Raw genomic sequence first — 20,720 nt, 5'->3', positions numbered from 1 at the left:
GCTCAAAAAATCACCCACAAAAAAAGCGACCAAGTCAAAAATACTTTTTTGCTTGATCGCTTTCATAAAATTACCTCAAAAGAGATAGTTTTTCAGTGCCCTCGTACAACGCCCGGTATTTTTTATTTCTGCTTTTATCAAATAAAAATCTTCAGTTTATATAGCTAGTTAAATTCTCTCCTGAAAAAATTACTGAATTTAAGATCCTTCAGAAGAACCCAAATTTGTAATTCAGAAGCATGTAAGCTTGTAGTTTGACAGAAAGATGTTATTCGTCTTTAACTTCCTTCGGAAGGACCCCAAAATGGGCCTTAAAACATTTCGAAAAATAGGAGGGAGATGAAAAACCTACATTATAGCTAATTTCACTAACCGAAGGTGCACTGCTTTCTTCAAGAAGTTCTTTGGCGCGTTCCAGCCGTATCTTCCGGATTAGTTCATTGGCAGTGAGCCCTGTTAGAGTTTTAATCTTTCTGTAAAGCTGACTTCTGCTAAGGCTGAATTCATCGGCAAGTTTCTCTACATTAAGATTTGTTTCCTTAATATTTTCCTGGGTATACTTGATGATTTCCAGAATGAACTGCTGGTCAAGTGAAGTGGAATTGGGTTCAATTTCAGTTTTATTGAAATCTCCCATGTATTTGGAAAATAGAAGTGCCCTGTTCGAAATAAGCTGTTTTAACTGACTCCGCATGATCTTCATCTCGAACGGCTTATTTAGATAAACATCTGCGCCTGCTTCAAAACCTTCTACCAAGTCATCTGTTTGTGCTTTAGCTGTAAGCATTAACACCGGAATGTGACTTGTCTTCAGATCTTTTTTAAGTGCAGAACAGAATTCTATCCCATCCATTTCCGGCATTATGACATCGGTAATCACAACATCGGGCATATATCTTTTGGCCTTTTCTAATCCTTCACGCCCATCTTCGGCCACCACAACTTTATAATCGGCACTAAGTTCCTGCTTAAGATAGGTTCTCAGCTCCAGGTTATCCTCCACGATCAACAACGTTTTTTGGAGCTGGTCCACATTTTCCAGCTTTGAAATCTCCCGGAATTCAGGTTTAGCAGGACGGTGTGTCGCATCTTGACTCGAAATTTCTGTAGCATCATAATGTTCTCCATTCACAGGCAGAAGGATCCTGAATTTAGTCCCTACCCCTATTTCGCTTTCCACATCTATATCTCCTCCATGCAGCTCCACAAAACTACGTACAACCTCCAGACCTATCCCTGTACCGCTGTAGTATTGTTCATTGCGTTCTTTAATCTGGTAAAACCTGTCAAAGATTTTAGTGAGTTCATCTGGATGAATTCCTTTGCCGGTATCTTCAATACTTATCTCGAGGGCTTCCAGGGGCACCTTATTATCAATAAGTTTAAAAATATAATCTTCTCTTCTGGCAACAGCTACTGTGATGATCCCGTTGTTGGGTGTGCTTTTAAAAGCATTGGAAAGAATGTTAAAAAAGATCTTTTCCAGCTTGCTTTTATCGGCCCATACTACTGAAATATTACCTTCTGACTCTATTGATAAAACAATATTTCGCTGTTGCGCTTCTTCTTTAAAATAATCAATGCTTTCGTTTATAAGGCCAATGATATCAAAAGAGCTAATATTCAGCGGGATTTTATCTGCCTGAAGTTTCCTGAAATCCATGAGCTCATCGATAAGCCGTTTTAACCGAATGGTATTTTTGTTGATCGTCTTGAGCTTAACCTTTATTTTCTCCGGAAGTGTGTTTTCCTGTAGAATATCTTGTAAGGGACTCGAGATAAGAGTAAGTGGTGTCCTGAATTCATGAGATATATTGGTGAAAAACTGGATTTTTTTATCGTTGAGTGCTTCTTCATGAAGATGCCTTGCTCTTTCCTGTTCTATGGCACGCTTTGTTTTTATTCGAGAATTTATAAAGCGAAATGAGATGTGACAAATACCCAGAAATATCAAAACATAGCATAAAATTGCAAGATTTGTAAACCACCAGGGCTTAAGTATCGAAATTTGAAGTGTTGTGGGGTCAACTTCCCACACGCCATCACTGTTGGTAGCTTTTACCTTGAACGTGTAATTTCCCGCAGGAAGATTCGTATAGGTGGCGCTGCGGGTATGCTCCACATAGTTCCAGTCATCTTCAAAACCTTCCAGGTAGTAGGCGAACAGAATTTTCTCGGGTCTCGTAAAATCTATTGCTGCAAAATCTATAGTGAATACGGATTGGGAATGGTTAAGAGTGATTTTATTGGTTTCAGCAATAACTTTTTCCAGAGGTGAGTCTTCTTTTGCTGGGGCAACAGGCTGATTAAAAATCTTGAAATCGGTAAAATAAATGGTTGAAGGATTTTTGTTGATCGCTAGTTCTTCAGGATCAAAGTAATTAATGCCTTCATACGAGCCAAAAAATAATGTTCCATTACGGTCTTTATAAACAGATTGATTATTGAAGTCATTACTAAGCAAGCCATCATTACTTGAAAAGTTCTTAAGGATGTTCTCGCTCCTGTCTATTTTAGTTAATCCATTGTTACCCGCAGCCCAGATGGAGCCTTCATTGTCCTGAATAATGGAGGACACGGTAACTTTATTGAATCCGCTTTCAGGTTTTAACCAAGAAAAGGAATCTTCTTTCATGTCATATTTACAAAGACCCGATCCATCTGTTCCTATCCATATTGTTTTGGAAGAATCTTCATATATATCTAAAATCTGACTGTTGTAAAACTCGTTTCCGGTATTCTTGTAAAATCTCGGCGACATCACCTCGAGGTCAAAATTTCCGTTTTCTACTTTAAATTTAAACAAGCCTTCGTTTCCGCCTATCCAGATGTAATCCTGACTATCCACATAAACTCTTCTTACATCACTATAGCTTATCCTTTTTGAAAAAAAAGGCTCCTGATCATAAATGGAAAATCTTTTAGTATCCGGATCGAAGGATTGTATCCCTCGCGAAAAAGTGCCAATCCAGATAGTTCCTTTGGAATCTTCAGAAAAACTTAAAATCCTGTTGGTGGCCATTTCGCCATTGGTGTTTTGAACAGAATAATTGATAAAGGATTTAGATCCCTTTTTCAGAAAGTAAATTCCGTAGTCCCAGGTTCCTGCCCAAATATTTCCTTTAGTGTCCATGAAAAGAGTTTGAACATCTGGAGAGACAAGGCCGTTTGCAATGTTATTTTCGTTGTTTAACAAATGGGTGAAAGAGTCGGTTTTTGGATCGTATACATCTATTCCTCCACCATCCATACCAATCCATAACCTGCCTTGTTCATCCTTGAGGATTCCGGTGACAGAACTTGATTGCAAAGAATTGGGATTATTCGGAGTGCTTTCTATGTCTTCAAACTTATCATACAGTTCGTCGTAAACTCCTACGCCGTTGTTATAATATCCAATCCAGATACGTTCCTGATCGTCCAGGAATAAAGACCAGATAGAGTTGGATTTTATACCATTATCATCAAATTTATTATTCAGGTAATGATTTAAAATATTCCCTTTCCTGTTAAGCTCAAACATTCCGTCATTTTCTGTTCCGCATAAAATTGTTTGACGTGGCGTTTCTAAAATTGATAAGGTTCTTTTGGAGGAAATTTGGAAATGCTCTATAACATAACGCCCGTTTTCATTACCATCAACTTTATACACGCCGGTATTGGTGGTGCCCAGCCAAATAGTTCCTTTGCTGTCCACAAGGGTACTTTGAACGTTGGCAGTGATCTTTTCCCTGCCATTAAAAGTGATGAATTCAAGTGGATCTAACAGGTTCGCTTCTGGATCATATTCAAAAAGGCCTAAATCTGTTCCCACAAGAATCCTATTGTCAAAAAAGGTAATGTTGTTGATTAAAAAATTCCTGACTTCCTGGATGCCTTCGATGTTGACAGCGGAAGCCTCAAGAGTGGAAGGATTTATTTTAAACAATCCGTATTGATGTGTGCCTACAAGAATATCTCCGGTTTTGGTCTCATGAATAGCATGGACAGAAATGCTGTTACTCCCCGGTATTCCCAGAATATTCACATGAATAAAATTATCCAGTTCTCTGTTATACAGGTCTAGCCCTGTTTCGGTACCTACCCATAGCCTGTTCTGTTTATCTACATAGGTAATGTGAATGAGAGAATTGCTTATACTAGTACTATCGCTTTCCTTAAACTGGTAAGAAGTATAATCCAGTCCGTTGTATTTATTGAGACCAAGGCCATTGGTGCCCATCCACATAAATCCCTGTTGATCCTGAGAAAAAGTAGCTACAGCCCGTTGTGTAGGAATTCTGTTCAGCGTTCCAAAACGATATTCGGGGAACTGCTTTTCCTGGCCAGTAACCTCAATCGCTGACAAAATTAGTCCTAGTGTAAAAAGAAGTAATATTTTAATATGGGTATTCAAATTAATTTGTTTCTGAAATTTTCTGTTTTCGAATATTTTATGAAGTAACGCTTTGGAAATCAATATATTTCGTTTTGAAAAATACGAAAATAACCCATGGACGAAGAGATTACCACTGGATTGTTTTATTTTTTCCTTTTCCCACCTTGGTTTTAGTTTTTTCCCGGTAACCGAATAATATCTTCCAATACAGGTTTTGGATTGTTCTGTCTGTCAAAGAGTAACGGATAATCTGTTCTCCCTCTAATCGGCCAGTTGTTCTTCCAGGAATTGCCATCATTTACTCCCCAAAAAGCAACTCTGGAAATGGTATTTTGATGTTTTAAAAACAGCTTCATGAATTCCAGATACCTTTGGCTAAATTCCTGCTGAACTTCCTGAGGTAAGCCATTAGGAAAAGGATTCATTTCATCTTTATATTCAAAATTTTTGGAAATTTCGGCGCCGGCATCACCCCATGGTGAGGGTAAAACACTTAAGTCAAGTTCGGTGATCATTACCTCTCCAAAATTTCCGAAGGCCACTATGCTTTTTTCAAACTCCTCCAGGCCTGGATGATTAATGCCTATATGTCCCTGCATTCCAATACCTGAAATAGGAACACCTTCTTCCTTGAGTTTCTGAACCATTTTCACCACCCCTTCCCGCTTTTTGGGATTAGACATAGAGTAGTCGTTGTAGAATAACTTTGCCGTTGGATCGGCCTCATGAGCATACAGAAAAGCAAGTTTTACGAAGTCTTCTCCAATAATTTCATAAAATTTACTCTTCCGGAAACTGCCGTCATCAAGAATAGCTTCATTCACCACATCCCAGGAATGGATGCGTTCCTTGTAACGACCTGCAACAGTAAAGATATGATCTTTCATTCGCTGGATAAGTACCTCTCTGGAAACCGTATTCCCATCCTTATCAAGAAAAAACCACTCTGGAGCCTGCGAATGCCAAATGAGCGTGTGGCCATGAATATGCATATCATTCTGCTCCCCGAATTCTACAAATTTATCGGCAATAGAAAAGTCAAACTCTCCCTCTTCTGGTTGAATCCGGCTGCTTTTCATGCAATTTTCTGCTACAATAGAATTGAAATGCTGTTTTACCACTTGCATGGCTCCCGGCTCTCCACCCATTATTTGCCTGGTGTTTAAAGCGGTACCTATATGGAACTTATCTTTGTAGGCTTCCTTAAACTCCACTTGAAGCTCATTCTTAGTATTCAAAGAATCATTTTCTGAAGCTAATTGTGGTTTCGCAGAGAAAAAGCTCATGCAAAAACAGAGACTTAACAGGATGGAAGGTTTGCTGACTCGCATATTCAAATTATTTTAGGGATCCATAGAGTCCTTTCAGTTACTGGGTTTTGTTCTGAAGGAGAGCTGATTTAAATCTTCAGACTTTAATTTTTAATTTCTTTATAAACATCGTCATCACCTTTGTATTTAAACCACCTTATGAATGCCTCGTTTTCGCTTTCTTCATAAGTAGAAGTAGTGTAAGGACCAACTGTGACGCCCACAAATCCGCCGGCCACATTTGTGCTCAGGAATTCACCGTCTAATTCCTGCCCAAGGTTCTTCCACTGTTCGCCTGTTTTGTAATGAAAGGAGTAAACATCATCATCAAAAGTCATTTTTAGTTCAATTTCCTCAGAGTTGGTCTCTAAGGGAATGGATTCTAAAAGTTCTTCTCCTTTATGTAATTGAACTACAGGAGTATTATTTCTGGATGATATGGCGGCGTAGAAATAATGTGTTTCATTTTGAAATGCCAGTAAACCGGCTTTTTCTTTTTCATTCCCGGCTTTAAAGTTTATAGCAATGGAAGCTTCTCCCTTTAAATGTTGCTGACGGTGCCCTAAGAAACTCGGATTTTTATCTCCTTCCACTGTTTCGGGACGGGTTTTTATAAGGATACCTTCTTCGTTTTTGCTGAGGTCATACCACTGTGATTCCGGATTTCTCAGCATAATCCATTTTAGTGGCAGGATACTGTCGCTGAAATTTTCTTCGTAGGTAAAGTTTCCGTTTAGGGGAGGTAATGTGCTGTCTATTTTTACTCCTTCCGGTAGTGGGTACGAGTATTTTATTTCCTCTCCATCAAGATCGAAGACTGGCCAGTCATCTACCCATTTTACAGGAGTAAGAAAAGTTTCACGCCCTGTATTATATAAATCACCTTCATATGGTCTTACCGCCAGGAAAATTCCGTACCAGTCGCCATTAGGGTGCTGCATAATATCGGCATGTCCGGCAGAGGTAATTGGATTCTCCCGGTCGGGATCCAGATGACGCTGGGTTAAGATAGGATTTTCTTCGTACGGTATAAATTCATCATCTATGTTCCTGTTCCTGTAGATCATTTCAGAATGGTTAACAGCGGTTCCGCCTTCAGCAGTCATCAAATAATAATAGCCGTTAAGTTTATAAATCCTGGGACCTTCAGCCCAAACCGGTTCTGTAGAGATATCAACCCCTCCATTCACGAGTATTCTATTATCACCAATAGTTTTTAGATTTTCTTTGTCGAATTCTATCATTCTTATCGTGCGGTGACCCTGGTATAGTGGTTCATTATTGGGAGCTTCACTGTTGTAAACCAAGTAAGATTTTCCGTTGTCATCAAAAAATAATCCCGGATCTATACCACTCACTTCCGGCAGCCAAACAGGATCTGACCACGGTCCTGCAGGGTTTTCTGCTGTCATCACAAAATTCCCTTTTCCATCTACCATTGTACAGGTAAGGTAAAAAGTGCCCTGGTCATAACTTAAATCGGGAGCGAAAATAGCCCGGGAAACTCCGAATCCTTCAAAATCTATCTGTTCCGGCCTGTGAATAACATTTCCTACCTGCTTCCAGTTTACCAGATCTGTGCTGTGAAACACCGGAATACCCGGATAGAAGGCAAATGTGGAATGTACCATATAGAAATTTCCGTTTCCGTCATCGGTTATAGCAGGATCTGGGTACCAGCCGGCCAGGATTGGATTTAAAAAATGGTCTTGTGCCTTTGCAGCGGGAATGGCAAAAAATATAAATAGTACAATTATTAATTTTTTCATCTCTTAACGTTGTTGATTTTTCTAATGATATCTAAATGATGTATAATTAATCCCACTCATCCGTCCTGAACGGGGATGCAGGCAAACCTTCTTCATTGTATAAATTTGCGCCTTCAGGATTATCTGCCCAGGCATATCTCACTGCTACCGGATCTTTAACCTCGGGATGATTCACCACGATCTTATCTCCCCGGATTTCTGCATTGGCCCATCTGAATTTACCGTCTTTCCCTGCAATAGAAAAATGCGACAGAGATTTGCCATTTTTGGATACCAGGCCTCCTCCTGTATTTTTAAAGGAGATAACTATAGAGTCTCCTTCTTTTTTGAAAGACTTGAATAGTGGACCGGCGGGAACTATATCTTCACCATAGGCCACATTCTTTGCAGCCCTAGCAAGGCGTTCTCCTACATCCTTTTTGTTTAGAGGGTGGATGTCATTTGCCTCTCCTACATCTATGGCAACAGCCATTCCGGTATGAGGTACAGCAAGAGTTTTTAATTGGGCATCTCTTAATCTTGCCCAGTTACTGTCTCCCGGTTGGTCTTTGCTCTCCATGAAATTGGCCAGCTGGACATACAGGAAAGGTAAATCTTCCTGATTCCATTTGTTTCTCCAGTCCTTAATTAACGAAGTCATAAGAGCTTCATATTCCCACGGGGTGTCTGCATTGGATTCGCCCTGGTACCAAATCACGCCATTTATAGAATAATCAGTCAATGGATTGATCATGGCATTGTAAAGTCCAACAGGTTTCCACCGAATAAATGTTTGCCCCTGTAAACGCGGCATTTCAGCTCCCAGTTTAAATTTCCAGGTGCCGGTAAGATCCATCTCTTTTTCTCCGGAAATAAGTTTGTATTCTTTCTCCTCTACAAAACCTCCACGACCGCTTTCATTTATAATTCTTATACTGATGGTATTCTCACCCGACTTTAAAACTCCTTCAGGAATCTCATAACGTCGTGGTGGATATTGATAGGTAGTATTGCCTACGAATTTTCCATTCACGAATACTGAATCGGCATCTACAATTCTTCCGAGAAGAAGTTTCGTAGCACCTTGTGTCCAGTTGTCCTGAAGATTGATCGTCTTTCTAAACCAGACTACACCATTTTTAGGTCCAAACTCGGTGTCGGCCCAATATCCCGGAATATCCATGGTTTTCCAGGAGGAATCATCAATTTCAGCTGCTTTCCAATTTTCTTCAACGCCTTTATCCTTCTTCTGAATATCACTGTACCATTTCCCAATTCGGGTTTGATCGGCAGTTTCAATGCTATCTCTCAGTTCTTTGCTCTGGTATTTCAGGGATTCTGCATGATGCTCCGGAAACTCTTTTAAAGCCTCTTCACTAATCCAGGCTTCCGCAGGAGATCCTCCAAGAGCAGAGTTGATAATACCGATTGGAATATCATATTCTGCATACAAGTCTTTGGCGAAAAAATATGCTACAGCAGATAACTTTTCAATGGTGTTGGCAGCCACAGGAACCCATTCTCCTCCTTCCAGGTCTTCTTTAGCCTCATTAAAATCAAAGGTTTTTGGCACTTCAAAGAACCGGATGGCTTCATTGGATGCTTTTGCTATTTCTTCGGGATATAATGGCGAAACACGTCCCATGGGAATTTCCATATTCGATTGTCCCGAGGCCAGCCATACATCACCTATATAAATATCTTCAAGTTGAATGGAGTTGCTGCCTTTGATTTGCATTTGAAAAGGCCCTCCCGCTTTTAGATCATTAAGAGAGACAGACCATTTCCCATTGTTATCTGCGACAGTATTGTATTCTTTATCAAGGAAGAAAATAGAAATGGACTCCTCTTTAGAAGCCCATCCCCAAATTTTTATGTCACTATTACGCTGAAGTACCATTCCGTCATTGATGAGTTTGGGCAATTTTACCTGCCCAAATACTGCAATGGAACAATTACTGAAAAAGAACAGCGCCAGAAATGATCTGAAAAATGCCATTTTTGAAAGTTTAATTCGCATCTTCATTAACAAAAGAACTGATGGTATCAATACTTCCATCTTCATTATGTTCAATTTCTGCTACCTTCATGCTTCGTAGATAAGTCTTTCCGCCAGAAAGGGAACTGTCGTGATAGAAGATGTACCATTTTCCATTATGCTCTACAATAGAGTGGTGGTTGGTCCATCCCAATACAGGTTCAAGGATAACTCCCTGATAGGTAAAGGGGCCATAAGGACTATCTCCTGTTGCATAGGCAATGTTATGAGTGTCTCCTGTAGAGTAAGAGAAATAATAAGTGTCATTATATTTATGAACCCAGGCCGCTTCGAAGAATCTCCTGTCATTGTCACCTGTAGTAAGTGGATTACCTTCTTCATCAAGAATCTCCACATCACGTAGCTCTTCAGCAAATCCCAGCATATCATCGCTCATACGGGCAATTTTAGGCATTAGTGCAGGTTCATCATCTGCTGGGTAAACATCGTCTTCACCCTGATATTCATTATCTCTGTAACGCTGAAGTTGTCCACCCCAGATTCCACCAACATACATATAGTATTCCCCGTCTGTATCTTTATAAACGGCGGGATCTATACTGTAGCTATTTGCGATAGGTTCCTCCTGTGGCTCGAACGGGCCGGCTGGGGAATCACCAACAGCAACACCTATTCTAAAAATATCGTTTTCATCTTTTGCCGGGAAATAGAGGTAATACTTACCATCTTTCTCTGCTGCATCTGGTGCCCACATTTGACGTGAAGCCCATGACACATCTTCCACATCCAGTACTTTTCCATGGTCAGTAACTTCGCCACCTACACTATCCATAGAATAAACGTGATAGTCTTTCATATTAAAATGGGCACCGGTATCATCCTCTGGTATTCCAGAATCCCAGTCACGGGAAGGATATACATAAATTTTTCCCTCAAATACGTGTGCAGAAGGATCTGCCGTAAAGTTGTCTGTAACCAGAGGTTCTGACGCAAATTCCGGTAAGGTGTCATTTGCGGAACTAATCGTATCCTGTGACTCCTCCTGTAAACGGTCGGAACTATTTTCATTTTTACAGGCTGCCAGTACAACTATTGACAGGACATATAAGAATGTCTTCTGAAGAGTGGTGGTTTTTTTGAGCATAAGTTAAATTTTTATTAAATGGTTAAAGAGTATGTACTTAAAAAGCATACTCTGCTAAAATAGGAAATTTTAATCAATCGTATTCGCAAAATGTTCAATTAAATAGAGTATTGAGAAACAGGTTATTATGTGCAACTCAAAGAGGAAGTTGAGTAAAATTTAATTTTCATTAATCATTTTTTAACGCAACCGATTGCGTAAATAGATTATTTATGTATATTTATCGTATTCTAAAATTTAATAGGGCTTAGTTTTCAATAAGCCATTCTGTTCTTAACATTTTTAAACATATGACAACATGATCCAACAATTACTAATTAAAGGAAAACGTCCCTTGAGAACGCTCTTGTTTGCGTTGACTATGGTGATTACTTGTGCGGCCAGTGCTCAGAGTATCACGGTTACCGGGACGGTTACAGATGAAATGGGGCCTCTTCCCGGTGTAACAGTTCTTCTGCAGGGAACCAACAGAGGTGTGACAACAGATTTTGACGGGAATTATGAAATTACAGATGTTCCGTCAGATGGGGTACTGGTATTTTCTTATGTAGGATTTACTACACAGAACGTAAATATTAATGGCAGAAACGAAATCGATGTAGTTCTTGAGCAGGATACAGAAGCTCTTGAAGAAGTTGTCGTGGTTGGATATGGAACCCAGCGACGGGAGGCGGTAACAGGTTCTGTGTCATCTATAGGAGGTGAAGAATTACGGGAAGTTCCTTCAGCAAACATTTCTGAGGCCTTACAGGGTCGGTTGCCCGGCGTTGAGCTTTCGCAAACTTCCTCCCAACCGGGTGCTCCTCAGCAAATTCGTATTAGGGGAACACGCTCTTTAACAGCTAGTAATGATCCGTTAATCGTATTGAATGGTGTTCCGTTTGCCGGGTCTCTAAACGATATCAACCCAAATGATATCCAGAGCATGGACATCTTAAAAGATGCTTCCGCTACTGCTATTTATGGTTCTCGTGGGGCTAATGGGGTTGTTTTAATTACTACCAACACTGGAAGACAAGGGCAGGAAGCCCAATTTAGCTATGATGCTTTCTACGGACTTAAAACGGTATTTGGTGAATATCCAATGATGAGTGGACCTGAATTTGTGGCGCTTAGAGAAGCTGCCGGTCTATTTGAAAATGGTCCCGATGAGTCCGATGATGTGAATACTAACTGGCAGGATCTTCTTTATGAGGACAGTATGATCACCAATCATAACATCGGAGTTTCTGGAGGTACAGAAAGTGGCAGTTATAATGCAAGTCTTGGATATACCAAAGATGAAGCAGTATTGCCGGAACAATATTTTGAACGAATTTCCTTTAATGCAACTCTTAATCAGGATGTAGGAAATTATATCCGACTTGGATTTAGTACCAACAATAATTATTCGGTTAGAAATGGTATGAACCTGGGAATTTATGGGGTATTATCTGCCTCTCCAATTGCAAGTCCTTATAATGAGGATGGAACCCCAAGAAGGGTTATCAGTATGGCAGCAGATGATCAATGGGTTCGAACCAGAGAAACTATAGAAAATCTTGGCGATGCCTGGATAGATCAAACAAGAGAATTTGGAACCTATAATAACTTTTTTGGTGAAGTTCAAATTCCGGGAATCGAAGGCTTGAGCTATCGTATTAACCTGGGGCTTAATTACAGGAGTACTCATGGAGGAAATTATACCGGACAAGGTGTGTTCAGTGTAGCGGATGATACTCCTTCAACTGCTTCGATAAATAATTCTATAACAACTCGTTACTTGGTGGAAAACCTCGTAACATACGACCGAACTTTTAATGATCTACACAGGCTTAATGTAGTTGGATTATACTCCACCGAGGAAACAAAATTCAATAGTTCTAGCGTTGCAGCCAGAGATATTCCTTCGGAACAATTTCAGTTTTACAATTTAGGACAGGCTACAGGTGAAATTACCATTGATCCTGATAATCAAGGGTATTACAGAAGTGGCCTGATGTCTTATATGGGAAGGGTGATGTATGAGTATGACAACCGGTACATGTTGTCTGCTACCCTGCGTTCCGATGGTTCTTCAAGACTTGCTGAAGGACATAAATGGCATACTTATCCGGCAATTTCTGCAGGATGGAACATTGGTAATGAATCCTTCATGGAAGATGTAGATTGGATGAATAGCCTAAAGATAAGAGCAGGGTACGGAGAGACTTCAAACCAATCGGTTGATCCATATTCCACTTTGGGAACACTTGCTACGAGACCTTACAACTTCGGACCCGATGATTATGCCGTAGGTTATTATGTATCTCAACTTCCTAACCCGGATTTGGGCTGGGAATTTTCTACCACCTACAACTTCGGAGTAGATTTCTCTTTATTCAACTATAGATTAACAGGTACAGCAGAATATTATATTACAAATACTAATGATATCCTGCTCAATGTGGGTCTTCCCGGTACTGCAGGAGTTGGAAGTTACACAGCTAACATTGGAGAAACCCAAAACAAAGGTTTTGAAATTTCTCTAAATGGATTAATCATTGACAATCCTGATGGATTTAGCTGGGAAGCTGGTTTGAACCTGTACTCTAATCAAAACGAATTGGTTGAATTGGCTTCCGGTCAGGACCGTGATGAGGCGAACAACTGGTTTAAAGGGCATCCAATTAATGTAATTTATGATTATGAACGTTTAGGGTTATGGCAGGAAGACGATCCATATTTGGATATTCTTGAACCTGGAGGAAACGTTGGGATGATTAAAGTTCGCTATACAGGAGAATTTGATGAGAATGGTGTTCCGGTTCGGGAGATTGGTCCAGATGACAGGCAGATAATTGATGTAAACCCCGATTTCCAGGGAGGATTCAATACCCGCTTTTCATATAAAAATTTCGACTTAACTGCGGTAGGTGCTTTTCAGAGTGGAGGAGTACTTATTAGTACCCTTTACGGTTCAGCAGGTTATCTTAATATGTTAAGTGGTCGCCGTGGAAATGTGGATGTAGATTACTGGACTCCAGAAAATACAAATGCACGTTATCCAAGACCGGGTGGAATACAAAGTGGTGACAATCCCCAGTATGGTTCTACTCTTGGATATTTTGATGCTTCATATTTGAAAATCAGAACGATCACACTGGGATACAATTTTGAACAGGACTGGTTGGAAAGTTTCAATATTGACAGATTGAGGTTATACAGTACAGTTCAAAACGCATTCGTATTTTTCTCACCTTATCATGACGAATCAGGAATGGATCCTGTTACCAATTCATATGGAAATGAGAATTCAGCGGTAGAAGGATATCCCAGCAGATTGCTTACCATTGGAACAAATACTCCTTCAACCAGAAATTACCTGATCGGTTTGAATCTAACATTTTAAAAAAAGCTTATTATGAAAAATATTAATTTTAAAACTTCCATCGTAGCAACTTTGATGTTAGCGTTCCTAATGGTATCCTGTTCTGAGGATATTTTAGAGGAAACTCCAAGAGCTACGTATGAGCCAGGTTTTTTCCAAACTGAAGCCGGTGTGCTTGGTGGATTAACCTCAATGTATGCTCACCTTCGTTACATATACGGGCAGGCTTATTATTATAATACTACCGAAACTGGAACAGACGAGGTGACATATGCACAAAGTGCCGACCAGAACTTCCTGGTAATGGACCTTTCCGGCCAGGGAAATATTACTCCTGAAGATAGTCGTGCCGATGTTATTTGGGCAACAGCTTTCTCCAATATCAATACAGCAAGTGGAATACTTGAAAATGCAGAAGAGGTTGGAATTTCAGAAGAACTTACTGCAGAAGCACGTTTTTTCCGTGCCTTTGATTACTTCTTGCTGGTACAAACCTTTGGGGGTGTGCCTTTGGATCTTGGAGCAGGAGAGCTCGCATTTAATACCAGCCCTACCCGGGTTTCGACAAGAAATACGGTACCGGAAGTCTATACCCGTGCCATTTTTCCCGATTTACAACTTGCAGTGGAAAACCTGCCAGATAGTCCGCGGGTAACGGGAGGTGCGACAAAAACCCTTGCGCGTCTTTATCTTGCCAAGGCATATTTAACTTATGGATGGTGGCTTGAAAATCCAAACAACATCCCTACCTATCCTGAAACTTCTCGCACAGATCCCGATGGGAATGATGCTCAGTGGTACTATCAGCAAGCGTATGATGTAGCCATTACAGCAATAGATAATCCTGGTCCATTCGGACTTCAGCCCACATATTACGATGTTAATAATGCTGAAAATGACCGAAACAGTGAAATCCTGTTATATGCAGATCATACAGAGACCAGTGAATTCTACAATGGAGCCAGTCTTACCTGGAGTAATGGGAACGCCCCAGAAAACTTTGCAGGCTGGATGATGACCTGGAATTATACGGTAATCAGAAGTGCAACAGATCCTAACTGGGAGAATACGGTAAGTTCTGTACAACGTGAGGATTCTCAGGATCTGGGAAGACCGTGGACCCGTATGGCGCCAACTATTGGAGCAATAACTGAAACCTTTGCAGATAAGACCCGTGATTCCCGTTATGACGGAACTTTTACCACCACCTATCGTGGTAACTGGCCAAAAGGTGGTGTAGCGGAGGAAGTTCTGTATAATGCCAATGGTTTGCCTGTAGAACCGGGAGATGCCATCCTTACTTTCCTTGATGAACAACCTGAAGCAACTATAGATTATCCTGATGCGCAGGGAAGAAGTAATATTGGTGCAGGTGTATTGCCGGGAAGATCAGATTTTGTGGTGGGACCACAGGATATTAGCAGAGTAGTTTACCCGGGGCTTTGGAAACTCGGTCCTTACCGAACTGATACCGGAGAAGGTTTAGGGCAGCCAAACGCTGCGAGCACCCGTCCATTTAATATTGCAAAATTCTCAGAGCTTTATTTTGTTGCAGCCGAGGCGGCTGTTCAGGGTGCAAATCCAACAGGGATGACCGCTAGAGAATTGATAAATATTCTTCGTGCAAGAGCCGGAGTATGGCGCTGGGATAACAATGAAGAGCAGCCAAGAAATGAAGACTTCAGTGATGAGCTGGTTTCTGAAACTCCTGCAGAAATTGATATCAATTACCTCCTGGCAGAGCGATCCAGAGAGTATTTTGGGGAGGGGTACCGCTGGTACGACCTTATCCGAACTCAAAAATGGGAAGAGCTGGCCTCAACCTATCAAATTGCCGGAAGCGATTATGGTGATCATACTGCACAAACTATAACCAGGCAGATTGAGCCACATCATTATCTGCGTCCTATTCCGCAAGGTCAGATTGAAGCTATGGAAGGGGATACAGAGATTTATCAGAATCCGGGATATTAAAATTTAGTGATTGATAGATGCTTAAGAGATTGGTTGCTGAATGTTAGCGGCCAATCTTTTTTGTTTTTACTGAAAATGACATTCATGTCACGAACCACATAGTATTTTTTATACAGGCAGGGTATTTGAGGGGGAAGAATCTTAATCGTTTTGCCGAAGGAATCATGAAGAAAGTCTTTTGAAGGTAATGATCCTTTACAACAGGCTAAAGCTTCTGAAGATTTTATGCAGAAGTCAATAAATTAGGAGTACGTATGCCTTATTGGTAACATTAAATTCTGCTCTATCATAATTTAAGATTGGAAACCTTATGAATGGAGTGAAATAAAAAAGCCGGAATCAGTACGATTCCGGCTTTTGCTTTATACATCTTCTTATGAAAAAAAGATTAGATTGAATTAGCGATTAATTGCTCAAACAATTCCTGTTTTCCGCTTATTTGCTGAGGTTCTCCTGCCTCTCTTGCTATTTTGCTTAAATCTTCAAGAGATAGATCTCCTTTTTCAAACTTCGCTCCGTTCCCGCTGTCAAAAGAAGCGTAACGGTCTTTTCTAAGTTTTTTATACTGGGTATTTTGCAGGATGTTTTCTGCGCAAATAAGACCCCTGGCGAAGATGTCCATTCCTGCAACATGTGCAATGAATTTATCCTCAAGATCGGTGGAATTACGTCTTACTTTAGCATCGAAGTTAATACCTCCACCTTTGATTCCGCCACCTTCAAGAATGATAAGCATTGCCTGAGTGATCTCAAATAAGTCAATCGGAAACTGGTCTGTATCCCAACCATTCTGGTAGTCTCCTCTGTTAGCATCTATACTTCCAAGCATACCTGCATCAACAGCCACCTGAAGTTCATGTTCAAATGTGTGACCGGCAAGGGTGGCATGGTTTACCTCAATATTTAATTTGAAGTCATTTTCCAGTCCGTATTGCTTAATGAAATGAAGAGAAGTAGCTGCATCATAATCATATTGATGCTTGGTAGGCTCCATTGGCTTTGGTTCAATAAAGAAGTTTCCTTTAAAGCCTTGTTTCCTTGCATAATCTTTACAAGTGTTGAGGAACTGACCTAAATGGTCTAATTCTCTTTTCATATCCGTATTCAGAAGGCTCATATAACCTTCACGGCCACCCCAGAATACATAGTTTTCCCCTCCAAGTGCAATGGTAGCGTCCAATGCAATTTTAGCCTGTGCGCCTGCGTAAGCAAGAACATCAAAGTTTGGATTCGTTGCAGCACCATTCATGTAACGAGGATTGCTAAACAGGTTGGATGTTCCCCACAATAACTTGATTCCGGTTTCATCCTGCTTTTGTTTGGCATATTCAACCATGGTCTGTAACCTCTTTTCAAATTCAGCAAGGGTCGGTGCCTCATCCACTACATCAACATCGTGGAAGCAGTAATATGGAGTACCCAGTTTGGTCATGAATTCAAAAGCAGCATCCATTTTATCTTTTGCACGGGTGATAGGGTCATCACTTTTGTCCCATGCAAAGGTTTCTGTTCCCGGTCCAAAAGGATCACTTCCTGTATTGTTAAAGGTGTGCCAGTATGCTGTTGCGAAACGTAAATGTTCTTTTAAGGTTTTTCCTGCAACTACTTTATTTTCATCATACCATTTAAAAGCAAGTGGGTTATCACTTTCCCTGCCTTCAAATTTGATTTGATCAATGTTTTTAAAAAATTTTGATTCCATAATTATTTTTTTTCGATTTTAATATTGGTTTTCCATTTTTCGTAGATCTCCTGATATCTTTCACTCAGCTCTTTAGTGGGCTCTAACCTTTCCAGAACCTTAAGTCCGCCAAACGCCTCATCAAGATTCTTAAAATATCCAGATCCATACGCAGCGCCACGGGCAGCTCCTTCGGCTCCGGAAGTGTTATACAGCTCCAGTGTAGCCTGTGTTGTATTACAGAAGATTTCCCTGAATACAGGGCTTAAAAAGAGATTGCCTTTACCGGCTCTTACTATTTCTCCCGATGTGCCCATTGATTTGATTACATCAAACCCATAGTTCATTGCGAAGACAATGCCTTCACATGCAGAGCGAATTAAATGCGAGGGTTGATGTATATTAAAGTTAAGGTTTTCAGTTCCGGAATTTGCCTGTTTATTGTTAAAAATTCGCTCTACCCCATTTCCGAAGGGATAGAACCTCAGGTCTTTACTCCCCGGTTCTGCTTTTGCAGCTTCCGCATTCAGCAAGTCATAGGAAACGAGTTCATTGTTCCCAAGAGAAACCATTTTACGAAGCCATTGGTATAAAATTCCCGATCCATTAATGATTCCAAGAATCCCGTTACGTTTTTTTTCTTCTGAATTGTTGACGTGTAAAAAAGTATTTACACGACTTTGTTCATCGTAGGCATCCTTGTCTGTTACCGCATACACCACTGCAGAAGTCCCTGCCGTGGTAGCAATTTCTCCAGGTTGTAAAACATTTAGGGAAAGGGCGTTATTGGGTTGATCTCCTGCGCGATACGTGATTTTTGTCTCCGGATTCAATCCCAATTCCCTAGCAATTTCGGGATGAACTTTTGCCTGGATTCCGAAATTAGGTACAATTTCAGGAATAATTTCTTCAGGAAGTCCCATTTGTTCCAGGATTCCTGTAGCAAGTTTTCCTTCAGAAAAGTTCCATAATGCAGCTTCAGAAAGTCCGGAGCTCGTAGTTTGTGCAACACGAGAAAGTTTTGCGGCAATATAATCTCCCGGCAGCATCATGTATTTTGCCTGTGCAAAAACCTTTGGTTCGTTAACTTTCACCCACTTCAATTTGGATGCAGTGAAATTTCCCGGGCTTCCCAGGATCTGTTTTTGGCAGTTCTCCAGTCCTATCTTTTCACAGGCATCATTTCCAATAGCCGCAGCTCTGCTGTCACACCAAATTATGGAAGGTCTTACAGGATCTAGGTTTTCATCGGTGATGACCAACCCGTGCATTTGGTAAGCTATACCAATGCCCTCAATTTTCTTTAGATCGAAATCATGCTTCTTTTTGAGATTAGCCAGTCCTTCTTTTACGTATTGCCACCATTTTTCGGGCTGCTGTTCTGCCCACCCAAACTGGGGAGCGATCATTTCCATTTCAAAATCGGGGGCAGTCACTGAGCATACTGTTTCGCCTTTTTCAGCGTCCAGAACTGATAGCTTTATAGAGGAACTGCCTAAGTCTATTCCTAAAAAATACATATTAATCTTGTTTTTTGCGAATCCACAGGTTTTCCATGTCTTCGAGGGTTCTTCCTTTAGTTTCCGGTACGTACTTCCAGATAAACAATCCGGAAAGAATAGCCATTACTCCGTAAATCCAGTAAGAGAATCCGTGGTTGAAATGTTCTACAAGTGCCGAGTTGTTGTTCATCATCGGGAACGTCCATGAAACCATTAAATTTGCCAGCCATTGTACTGCGACAGCTACAGCCATTACGCCCCTAATTTTGTTGGGGAAAATTTCAGATAACAGCACCCAGGTAACCGGTCCCCAAGACATCGCAAAGGCTGCAATGTAGAGAAGCATAAGTAGTAATGCCGGCAGACCTTCGGTTTCCAGATAAAGTGCAAATCCAAGGCCAATCATACTTATGGCCATTACTGCACTTCCTATCATCATTAACTTTTTTCTTCCGAATTTATCAACTGTCATGATGGCCAAAACGGTGAACAACATATTGATGGCTCCAACGATGATGGTTTGCAGCATTGACGCGTCTGTCTCCATTCCCATTCCTCTAAAGATCTCGGGAGCGTAATAAAGTACAACGTTAATTCCTACAAACTGCTGGAAAATAGAAAGTACAATTCCAATCAATACTACTCCCCAGCCAAAAGAAAGCCAGTGTGATCTTGTTCTGCTGAAGGATGCTTTTATGTCTGCCAGGATCTGTGAAGCTCGTTCGGGGCCGTTGAGTTTTGTTAGTACATCCATAGCATTTTTTTCATTCCCTTTCATTGTTTGGAAACGCGGAGTTTTCGGAACAAAAAACAGGAATAAAAGGAATATCAATGCGGGAATCCCTTCAGATAAGAACATGTATCTCCAGCCGGTTTCATTGATCCAGGTAAGGGTTTGTCCGCTTACGATAAAATAGTTCACAAAATAGACTATTAGCATCCCTGTAACGATTGCGAACTGGTTAAAAGAAACAAGTTTTCCCCTGATATTTGCCGGTGCCATTTCGGCAATATACATAGGGGCCAGCATACTGGCCAGACCAACACCTATTCCCCCAATGATCCTGTAAATAATAAAAGCGGTAAGGTCATTTGCCGGGAAAATATTCATGATTTCAGGGTAAGAAGATCCGCAGGCAGAAATAAGGAAAAGAAAGGCAGATAAGATGAGTCCGTTTCTCCTACCAATGGAATTAGCAGCTTTATCACCCATGGAAGCTCCAATGATACATCCTACCAGGGCGCTACTTATCATAAATCCAAGAATGGAATTTCGTAAATTTTCGGTTAAAACTCCAGGTAATGTGAGAAACTGAAAATAGTATATGGCACCACCTAAAAAAAGAATTGCTCCAATGATGATATACGCGGTACTTCGTTTAAAAAATTTCAAAATAAAAGAACCGAATAACAAACCAACGGCGAGGATGCATAAACTAATCATCACCTTGAACTGGAGAATACTGTTTGCTGCAAGAGTAGGATTATTTTCAAGAGTAGAAATAAAATAAGTTTCCAGCGCCCCTACAGCTCCGGAAATTACTGCAGTGTCATACCCAAACAAAAGACCACCAAGACTGGCGACCACCGTTATCATATAAACACTTTTTTGACTGGTTTGTGTTGATGCCATGG

10 protein-coding genes are annotated in these 20,720 nt (G+C 40.6%); 2 read left to right on the top strand and 8 right to left on the bottom strand.

The annotated features are described in order from the left end of the window. Nucleotides 1-268: 268 nt before the first annotated feature. The 5 genes from IE056_RS09140 to IE056_RS09120 all read right to left on the bottom strand — a co-directional run bounded on the left by IE056_RS09140 (nt 269) and on the right by IE056_RS09120 (nt 10,579). The gene (locus tag IE056_RS09140) at nt 269-4,348 is read right to left on the bottom strand and encodes a hybrid sensor histidine kinase/response regulator transcription factor (RefSeq protein WP_189604402.1); all 4,080 of its coding nucleotides are present in this window, start codon (nt 4,346-4,348) and stop codon (nt 269-271) included. A gap of 200 nt (nt 4,349-4,548) precedes the next feature. Further along, nucleotides 4,549-5,616 carry an endo-1,4-beta-xylanase gene (locus IE056_RS09135; protein ID WP_229793716.1) on the bottom strand — a complete coding sequence of 356 codons (1,068 nt, stop codon included), beginning with the start codon at nt 5,614-5,616 and terminating at the stop codon, nt 4,549-4,551. 176 nt (nt 5,617-5,792) lie between these two features. Further along, nucleotides 5,793-7,457 (bottom strand): glycoside hydrolase family 43 protein, encoded by a 1,665-nt coding sequence (locus IE056_RS09130; protein ID WP_189604400.1) that lies wholly within the window; start codon nt 7,455-7,457, stop codon nt 5,793-5,795. A 46-nt stretch (nt 7,458-7,503) separates the two neighbouring features. Continuing rightward, complete coding sequence (locus IE056_RS09125) at nt 7,504-9,435, bottom strand: sialate O-acetylesterase (protein WP_189604399.1); 1,932 nt, start codon at nt 9,433-9,435, stop codon at nt 7,504-7,506. Between the two features lie 10 nt (nt 9,436-9,445). Then, on the bottom strand, nt 9,446-10,579 hold the full coding sequence (locus tag IE056_RS09120; protein ID WP_189604398.1) for a glycoside hydrolase family 43 protein: 1,134 nt from the start codon (nt 10,577-10,579) through the stop codon (nt 9,446-9,448). A 298-nt stretch (nt 10,580-10,877) separates the two neighbouring features. Between IE056_RS09120 and IE056_RS09115 the strand changes: the two genes are divergently transcribed. Beyond that, nucleotides 10,878-13,949 (top strand): SusC/RagA family TonB-linked outer membrane protein, encoded by a 3,072-nt coding sequence (locus IE056_RS09115; RefSeq protein ID WP_189604397.1) that lies wholly within the window; start codon nt 10,878-10,880, stop codon nt 13,947-13,949. A 12-nt stretch (nt 13,950-13,961) separates the two neighbouring features. Next, on the top strand, nt 13,962-15,902 hold the full coding sequence (locus IE056_RS09110) for a RagB/SusD family nutrient uptake outer membrane protein (protein WP_189604396.1): 1,941 nt from the start codon (nt 13,962-13,964) through the stop codon (nt 15,900-15,902). 388 nt (nt 15,903-16,290) lie between these two features. On the opposite strand, the gene xylA is transcribed toward IE056_RS09110, so the two are convergent. Genes xylA through xylE form a run of 3 tightly spaced genes read right to left on the bottom strand, consistent with a single transcriptional unit; the run spans nt 16,291 to nt 20,718 of the window. Continuing rightward, the gene (xylA, locus tag IE056_RS09105; protein ID WP_189604395.1) at nt 16,291-17,604 is read right to left on the bottom strand and encodes a xylose isomerase; all 1,314 of its coding nucleotides are present in this window, start codon (nt 17,602-17,604) and stop codon (nt 16,291-16,293) included. 2 nt (nt 17,605-17,606) lie between these two features. Further along, nucleotides 17,607-19,103 carry a xylulokinase gene (locus IE056_RS09100; RefSeq protein ID WP_189604394.1) on the bottom strand — a complete coding sequence of 499 codons (1,497 nt, stop codon included), beginning with the start codon at nt 19,101-19,103 and terminating at the stop codon, nt 17,607-17,609. 1 nt (nt 19,104) lies between these two features. Further along, the gene (xylE, locus tag IE056_RS09095; protein ID WP_189604393.1) at nt 19,105-20,718 is read right to left on the bottom strand and encodes a D-xylose transporter XylE; all 1,614 of its coding nucleotides are present in this window, start codon (nt 20,716-20,718) and stop codon (nt 19,105-19,107) included. Nucleotides 20,719-20,720: the final 2 nt, after the last annotated feature.

The organism is Salinimicrobium marinum (assembly GCF_014651535.1).
Taxonomy (GTDB): Bacteria; Bacteroidota; Bacteroidia; order Flavobacteriales; family Flavobacteriaceae; genus Salinimicrobium; species Salinimicrobium marinum.
The sequence above is the reverse complement of the archived record's forward strand: the minus strand, read 5'-3'. Positions and strand labels throughout refer to the sequence as shown.